Origin of the sequence: Micromonospora phytophila, assembly GCF_023656545.1 — a bacterium.
In the GTDB taxonomy this organism is placed as follows: domain Bacteria; phylum Actinomycetota; class Actinomycetes; order Mycobacteriales; family Micromonosporaceae; genus Micromonospora; species Micromonospora phytophila.
The window spans coordinates 1-3288 of record NZ_JAMOKF010000474.1 but is presented as its reverse complement, the minus strand read 5'-3'; the positions used below and the strand labels follow the sequence as shown (position 1 = coordinate 3288).

Annotated in this window: 3 protein-coding genes; all 3 read left to right on the top strand. The window is 74.3% G+C overall.

Translation table 11 applies throughout. From position 1 onward, the window contains the following. The coding region (locus NCC78_RS29865; RefSeq protein WP_250798712.1) for a S1C family serine protease at positions 1-1196 on the top strand (1196 nt) is incomplete at its 5' end. A gap of 205 nt (positions 1197-1401) precedes the next feature. Further along, complete coding sequence (locus tag NCC78_RS29860; protein WP_250798711.1) at positions 1402-2073, top strand: BON domain-containing protein; 672 nt, start codon at positions 1402-1404, stop codon at positions 2071-2073. Between the two features lie 142 nt (positions 2074-2215). Next, positions 2216-3288: glycosyltransferase family 4 protein (locus NCC78_RS29855; RefSeq protein ID WP_250798710.1), on the top strand; the 1073-nt coding region annotated here is incomplete at its 3' end.

The window sequence follows — 3288 nt, the reverse complement described above, 5'->3', positions numbered from 1 at the left end:
ACCCGGGCGCTCCCTGGTACCCGGGCCAGCAGTCCGGCTGGGCCGGTGGGGGCCAGCCGGGACCGGCCGGTCCGGGTTACCCGCAGCAGCCGTACCACCCCGGCCAGCCCGTGCCGCCGTGGGCTCCGGCGCAGCGGCCCGACCCCCGCCCGGGCCGGATCGCCAAGTTCGCCGGCGCCGGCGTCGCGGTGTTCGCCCTGATGCTCGGCTCCGGCGTGGCCGGCGGAGCGCTCGCGCTCGCCTTGGACGGCGACTCCGGCATCACCCGCACCTACTCGGCCGCGCCGGTGCTCGACAGCGCCGACCTGCCCAAGATCGCCGCCGCCGTGCAGCCGAGCGTGGTCTCGATCGCCACCGACAACGGCGAGGGCTCCGGCGTGATCCTCAGCGCCGACGGCTACGTGCTGACCAACAACCACGTGGTCGCCTCCGGCAGCCGGGACAGCGTCCGGGTGATCTTCGCCGACGGCAAGACCGCCGAGGCCCGGATCGTCGGTACGGACCCGAAGACCGACCTCGCGGTGGTGAAGGCCGCCGGCGTCGGCGACCTGAAGGCGGCCTCCTTGGGCGACAGCGACGGCATGCAGGTCGGCGACCAGGTGCTCGCCCTCGGCAGCCCGCTGGGCCTGCAGGGCTCGGTCACCGCCGGCATCCTCAGCGCCCGCGACCGCACCATCCAGGCGGGCGGCGAGCAGCAGCAGGCCCCTGGCCAGGGGGCCACCTCGATCTCCGGGCTGCTCCAGACCGACGCGCCGATCAACCCCGGCAACTCCGGCGGCGCGCTGGTCAACACCCGCGGCGAGGTGATCGGCATCAACACCGCGATCGCCACCGCCGGGCAGGGCAGCAGTGGCAACATCGGCGTCGGCTTCGCCATCCCCAGCAACAAGGCCAAGGACGTCGCCGGCAAGCTCCAGCGCGGCGAGAAGGTCAGCCACCCGTCGCTCGGCGTCAGCGTGAACGCGGCCGAGGGCGGCGGGGCCCTGGTCGCCGCCGTCACCCCGGGCAGCGCCGCGGAGAAGGCCGGCCTGCAACGCGGCGACGTGGTCACCCGCTTCGGCGACAAGGTGATCAACGACTCGGACGACCTGGTCGGCGCGGTGCAGGCCGGCAAGGTGGGCGACCGGGTCGAGGTGACCTACAAGCGCAACGGCGCGGAGGCGACCGCAACCGTGACGCTCGCCGAGACGTCGTAACCCGTACCCGAACTTTCCTCCTCCCTCCGGCGGCGGGTGGCGGGGCCAAGGGGGTTGGCTCCGTCACCCGCCGCTTCTTCCCTCCTGACGGCGGTTCACCCGAAGCGGGTGAACCGCCGTCACCCGTCGCGACGGCACCGTCGGTGGAAGACCGGTCGCGCCGGCGGCCGGTGCGCAAGACCCGGCGAGGCGTACGGAGGGTGCGATGACCACGGCAGCGACCGCCCGGACCGACGCGCAGGTCCAGCGGGACGTGCTCGAGGAACTGGCCTGGGACGTCCGGGTGCAGCCGAACGAGATCGGTGTGACCGTCGTCGACGGCGTGGTGACCCTGACCGGCTGGGTGGACGCCTATGCCCGCAAGTGGGCGGCGCAACGCTGCGCGCAGCGCGTACGCGGGGTGCGGGCGGTCGCCGACGACGTCGAGGTCCGGCTGCCCGGCGAGGCGGGGCGGACCGACGGGGAGATCGCCATCGCGGCCGGCCGGGCGCTGGAGTGGGACAGCTTCGTCCCCGCCGAGCGGTTGGACGTCACCGTGGCCAACGGGTGGGTGATGCTCCGGGGCGAGGTCGAGTTCGGCTGGCAGCGGCGCACCGCCGAGCGGGAGGTGCGCCGGCTGCGCGGCGTACGCGGGGTGACCAACCTCGTGGAGGTGCGGCCCGCGACCCGGCCGGATGCCGAACGGACCCGGCGCGACATCCAGCGGGCGCTGGTGCGCGGGATCGGCACCGAGCGGGTGACCGTCGAGGTGCACGGGGACACGGTCGTCCTGGGCGGGGTGGTCCGCTCCTGGTGGGAACGGGACCAGGCGGAGCGGACGGCGTGGTCCGCCGAGGGGGTGCGGGCGGTGCGGGACCGCCTCCTCGTCGGTGGGTGAGCGCCCGGCTTGTCCGGTTTAGCGATGCCGCCACCGGGAAACCACCGCCGGCTCCACCTGCCGCCGGACGACGCGCCCCGGGGCGGGCCGGGGGGAGTGTCCGGGGCGGCGGACACACACCAGGGACCGACGGGGAGGACCCATGGCCGTTAACCACCGTCCGGCCGACCGCTCACCGGAGCGGCCGTTGCGGATCGCGATGGTGGTCCCGCCCTGGCTGTCGGTGCCTCCACCCGGCTACGGCGGGCTGGAACAGCTGGTCGCCGGCCTCGTGGACGCGCTGACCGACCGCGGCCACACGGTGACCCTGTTCGGCGCCGGCCGGCAGCACGGCACCACGGGCGACTTCGTCTCCACCGTGCCCGACGTGCAGTACAACCGACTCGGTGAATCCCTGCCCGAACTGGCCCACCTGGCCCGGGTGAACCACCGCATCAGCGCGGCCGACTTCGACGTCGTCCACGACCACACCACCATCGGGCCGCTGGTCGCCGGACGCCGGGCGGTGCCCACGGTGGCGACCGTGCACGGCAACCCCGTCGGCGAGTACGGCGACGTGCTCAGTGACACCGACCAGGGGGTGGGGCTGATTGCCATCTCCCACGCCCAGCGTCGGCTCAACCCGCGGCTGCCCTGGGTCGGCACCGTGCACAACTCGATGGACGTCCGCAACGTCCCGCACAAGACCGCGCCCGGCGGCGGACCGGTGCTGTGGTTGGCCCGGTTCAGCCCGGACAAGGGCCCGGACATTGCCATCCGGGCCTGCCGCGCGGCCGGTCTGCCGTTGGTGCTGGCCGGCAAGTGCAACGAACCGGCCGAGCGCAGCTACTACGACCAGGTGGTCCGGCCGCTGCTCGGCGAGGACGTCACGGTGGTGCTGGACGCCGACCGGGCCGCCGCGCTGCGGTTGCTGGTCGAGGCCCGGTGCCTGATCATGCCGATCCAGTGGGACGAGCCGTTCGGCATGGTGATGGTGGAGGCGATGGCGACGGGCACACCGGTGGTGGCGCTCAACCGGGGTGCCGTCCCGGAAATCGTCCGGCCCGGCCTGACCGGCCTGGTCTGCGAGCGGGCCGACGAGCTCCCGGGCGCGCTGCGCGAGGCGACCCGCTTCGACCCGGCGGCCTGTGTCGCGCACGTGGCGGAGAACTTCTCCACGGAGCGGACGGCCGCCGGCTACGAGGCGGTGTACCGGCGCTTCATCGCGGCGGCGAC

Bases quoted from the DNA above. Each gene is read 5' to 3' on its own strand.
- NCC78_RS29860 (WP_250798711.1), top strand. From the start codon at position 1,402: ATGACCACGGCAGCGACCGCCCGGACCGACGCGCAGGTCCAGCGGGAC.